Raw genomic sequence first — 4,178 nt, 5'->3', positions numbered from 1 at the left:
CGACCCGGGACAGCGGTGCGACAGCCGGCAGCGTCGGGGTGTGGCACTCCTCCCGCAGCAACGTGTAGACCACGGCGTCGGGCAGGAACTCCGCCCGCGTCGGCCACCGGCTGAAGAACGCGCGGCGGCTCGCGCCCTGCCGCCAGGACGGCGCCAGCCCGATCACGTCCTCGACCCGCAGCCAGTCCAGCACGGCCGGGAACCTGATGTGCCGCAACCGATCCGCCTGCTCCGACCCGTTCGGCTCGGCCTGCAGGTACGTCTCGATGAGATCGGCGGCGACGCTGAGAAACTGCACCGCCGTGGCGTCGTGCCGGGACGGCGCTGTTCGCGAAATCACCGGAGTTTCCTCCATGCGACGTGCGTACCCCGCACAAAGTGTGACCGCATCGGAGATCAACAGCAGCCCAGCGAACGAGTGAACAATTCTACGATTTCTCTGACTCTGTGTGAGCAGGCATCTCACGGAACCGGGCGCGCCAGCGTCTACCTGGTATGTCGAACACGCACACGGTCATCGATTCGCCCATCGGCGAGCTCACCCTCGTCGCCGACGCGGGCCGGCTCGTCGGCGTCTACTTCCGGCATCACTGGTACCGGCCCGATCCGGCGACGTTCGGACCGCGCGACAATGACGAGGTATTCGCCGAGGCGGCCCACCAGCTCGGCGCGTACTTCGCCGGCCGGCGAAGCACGTTCGACCTGCCGGTGCGGGCCGGCGGCGACGACTTCCAGCGGGTGGTCTGGCAGCGGATCGCCGCGATCCCGTACGGCGAGACCGTCACCTACGGCGACATCGCGCGGAACCTGGGCGACCGGTCGCTCGCCCGCGACGTCGGAGCCGCGGTCGGGCGCAACCCGCTGTCCGTCGTGCTCGCGTGCCACCGCGTCGTCGGCAAGGGCGGCGCGCTCACCGGGTACGCGGGTGGCCTGCGGCGCAAGCGGTTCCTCCTCGACCTCGAAGCCGGTCAGCCGAACGTGAACGAGTAGGCCCGCACGCCGGCGCCGACCGTCACCGTGACCGTCCCGGCCGCGATGTCCTGTGTGGACAGCAGTTGGTAGGAGTCCGGGGTGCCCGCCACCCGAATGGTTCGCGTCCGGCCCCCGGCCTCGTAGGTGACGGTGCCCGCGCCGGACAGGACCATCCGGACCTCCCGCGCCCGGTAGGCGAGCCGGACCTGGCCGGACGGCCCGGTCGGGGTGATGTGCTGGGTGGTGAGCGCCCAGCCCCCGGCCAGCGCGAAGGAGTCCTTCGGTTGGTCGCCGGGGAAGTCGAACGCCCGCTCGCCCGCGGTGTAGGGCTGCGCGCCGGCGAAGTTCACCCGCTTCGTCGAGCCGAGGTAGGTCTCCCGGGTGATGGCTCGCACGTCCGGGGTGTCGTCGGCGGTGTCGGTCGGCTTCGGCAGCGACACCTCCGGGTCGGCGTCGGCGAGCAGCTCGCGGATCAGCCGCTCGGTGACGTCGTAGTCGCCCTCGCCGAACTTGATGTGCCGCACGGTGCCCTGCGCGTCGACCAGGTAGTGCGCCGGCCAGTAGCGGTTGCGGTAGTTCGTCCACGTGGCGAGGGAGTTGTCCAGCGCGACCGGGTAGCGGATGCCGAACTTGCCCACCGCCGCGGCCACGTTGCGGGACTCCTTCTCGAAGGCGTACTCGGGCGCGTGGACGCCGATCACCCGCAGCCCGGCGTCGCGGTAGGCCGCGTCCCACGCGGTCACGTGCGGGATGGAGCGCTGGCAGTTGATGCACGAGTACGCCCAGAAGTCGAGCAGCACCACCTTGCCGCGCAAGGACTTCAGGTCGACCGCCCGGTTGCCGGGCGTGTTCAGCCACTGCTGGATGCCGCGGACGTCCGGCGCCGTGCCGCAGCTCTCCAGCTCGGTCGCGTCCGCCGAGCACCGGTCGAGGTCCTTGTTCTGCTCGTTCTCCAGCCCGCCGAGCCCCAGCGCCTCCCGAACCTCCTCGGAGTCGTCGATCCGCTCCTGCAGCCCGGTGGTGTAGTCGGGGACCGTGCGCTGCAGCAGCTGCGGCAGGTTGAACACCAGCCCGACCGCCAGCGCGAGCATCAGCACGCCCGCGGCGACCCGGATTCCCCGCTGCCGCTTGCGAAAGGCGCGCAGCCGCTCGGTCACCTGCCGGCCGGCGAGGGCGAAGAACAGCAGCGGGATCGCCGCGCCGACGGCGAAGGTGACCGTGAGGACGACCGTGTCCACGCCGATGCGGCCGGTCGAGCCGGCGACCGTGATCGCCGCGAGCACCGGGCCCGCGCACGGCACGTACACCGCGCCGAGGGCCAGCCCCAGGCCGAACCCGCCCCGGTTTGCGTCCGGGCGGCGCTGCGGGATGAGGCTGAACGGCTTCCCCAGCAGCTGCTCGAACCGCGGCACCAGTAGCCCGATCCCGATCAGCGCGAGCACCACCAGTCCCGCCCAGCGCAGCACGTCCTGCGGCAGCCCGAGCAACGACAGCAGCAGCGAGCCGAACAACGTGACGAGGGTGAAGCTCGCGACCAGCCCGGCGATCACCAGGTAGGGCCGCGCCCGCTGCACCGCCGCACCCTGCGCGCCGGACAGGAAGATGACCGGCAGCACCGGCAGGATGCACGGCGAGATTCCGGTGACGAGGCCACCGATGAGCCCGATCAGGGCGAGTGTCAGCACAGTTTCCTCACAAGGGTCGTCCGGTCACCCCGGTGGTTCGGCCGTGCCGGCCGCGCGGATTGGCGAGTGCCCATTTGTCACCATCCGGTAACGGCCACCCATCCGGATCCGGCCACGCTCCGAAGCCTCGGTGTTCGCAAGCCGTCTCGTTGAGGAGAGCACTACGTCATGAAGAGCAGCATTCGTCGCGGCACGCTGGCCATCGGTGTCGCGTTCATCGCATTCCTGGGCACCGCCTGCGGCAGTTCCGACGACGGGGCCGCCAACGATGCCGCGGCGCCCGCCGAGCAGCAGCCGGCCGCTGAGTCCTCTTCGGACAGTGCGCCGGCGATGGACCCCGCCGCGGACCTGGTCGGCCCCGGCTGTGCGGGCTACGCCGAGCAGGTGCCCGACGGCGCCGGCTCGGTCGCCGGCATGGCGCAGGACCCGGTCGCCGTCGCCGCGAGCAACAACCCGCTGCTGAAGACGTTGGTACAGGCCGTCTCCGGCAAGCTGAACCCGAAGGTGAACCTGGTCGACACGCTCAACGGCGGCGAGTTCACCGTCTTCGCGCCGGTCGACGAGGCCTTCGCCAAGATCCCGCCCGCCACGATCGACACGCTGAAGACCGACAGCGCGCTGCTGACCAAGATCCTGACCTATCACGTGGTGCCCGGCCAGCTCGCCCCCGACCAGGTCGTCGGCCGGCAGGCCACCGTCGAGAAGGGCATGGTCGACGTCACCGGCTCCGGCGACAGCCTGAAGGTCAATGACGCCAACGTGATCTGCGGCGGCGTGCACACCGCCAACGCGACGGTCTACCTGATCGACTCGGTCCTCATGCCGAAGGCCTGACCGGCTCGACCCGGACGTCGTGCTCGTCGCCCGGGTGCAGGAACTCGAGCAGCGCGGCGCCCTCGGTCTCGAGGGCGCCGCGCTCGGCCGCGTTCAACCGGCGGAAGCCCCGCACGGTGAGCGTGCAGGCGCGGCGCTGCCGGGCCACCGTCCAGGTCGCCGCGACGAACCCGTCGACGAGGACCGACGCGGGCTGGACGTTCGAGTCGCCGACGTACCCGTGGGCGGCGTAGTCGACCTCGCCCGAGTCGCCGAACACGCGGGACCGGTCGGCGTGGGAGAGCAGCAGGTTGTCGTAGTCGTAGAGGAAGCGCACCGGCGCGGGCGTGTCCGGGTCCGGGCGCGGCGCGTCGGGCAGGTCGTACAGGTCGCCGTCCACCCGCAGCCGCGGGCCCAGCTCCTCGAACACCTCGGCGAGCCGGGTCAGCCCGCTCCACGCCTGTGCGTCGCGGACGGTCGCCGGGCCGAACGCGGTGAGGTAGCGCAGCACCAGGTCTCGCACCGGCGGCGCCGACTGCGGCCGGCCGAGCCAGGTCTCGAGCGGGGTCTGCAGTGCGCGTCCGCCGCGACCCCACACTCCGCGCGGCGGCACCTGCACCATCGGCAGCCAGGCCCGTGCGCCCTGGGCGAGCGCGTCGGCGTCGTGGCCGGGGAACCGCTCGGCGAGCAGCCGGCCCAGCTCCGACG

General features: G+C 71.6%; 5 protein-coding genes. 2 read left to right on the top strand and 3 right to left on the bottom strand.

The window, feature by feature from the left end:
- Positions 1 to 340: hypothetical protein (locus ACRDSK_RS32190; RefSeq protein ID WP_431445183.1), on the bottom strand; the 340-nt coding region annotated here is incomplete at its 3' end.
- A gap of 155 nt (positions 341 to 495) precedes the next feature.
- Here ACRDSK_RS32190 and ACRDSK_RS32185 point away from each other — a divergent pair.
- A complete protein-coding gene (locus ACRDSK_RS32185; RefSeq protein ID WP_431445181.1) occupies positions 496 to 990 on the top strand; it encodes a methylated-DNA--[protein]-cysteine S-methyltransferase in 495 nt (164 codons plus the stop codon).
- Here ACRDSK_RS32185 and ACRDSK_RS32180 read toward each other — a convergent pair.
- The gene (locus tag ACRDSK_RS32180; RefSeq protein ID WP_431445180.1) at positions 969 to 2,657 is read right to left on the bottom strand and encodes a cytochrome c biogenesis protein DipZ; all 1,689 of its coding nucleotides are present in this window, start codon (positions 2,655 to 2,657) and stop codon (positions 969 to 971) included. The genes ACRDSK_RS32185 and ACRDSK_RS32180 overlap by 22 nt on opposite strands.
- 168 nt (positions 2,658 to 2,825) lie before the next feature.
- Between ACRDSK_RS32180 and ACRDSK_RS32175 the strand changes: the two genes are divergently transcribed.
- Complete coding sequence (locus ACRDSK_RS32175; RefSeq protein ID WP_431445179.1) at positions 2,826 to 3,491, top strand: fasciclin domain-containing protein; 666 nt, start codon at positions 2,826 to 2,828, stop codon at positions 3,489 to 3,491.
- On the opposite strand, the gene ACRDSK_RS32170 is transcribed toward ACRDSK_RS32175, so the two are convergent.
- A partial coding sequence (locus ACRDSK_RS32170; RefSeq protein WP_431445178.1) for a winged helix DNA-binding domain-containing protein occupies positions 3,475 to 4,178 on the bottom strand: 704 nt, incomplete at its 5' end. The genes ACRDSK_RS32175 and ACRDSK_RS32170 overlap by 17 nt on opposite strands.

The organism is Actinophytocola sp., from assembly GCF_050699915.1.
Lineage (GTDB): Bacteria > Actinomycetota > Actinomycetes > Mycobacteriales > Pseudonocardiaceae > Actinophytocola.
Note: the sequence above shows the minus strand (reverse complement) of the source record. Positions and strands in the feature narration are given on the sequence as shown.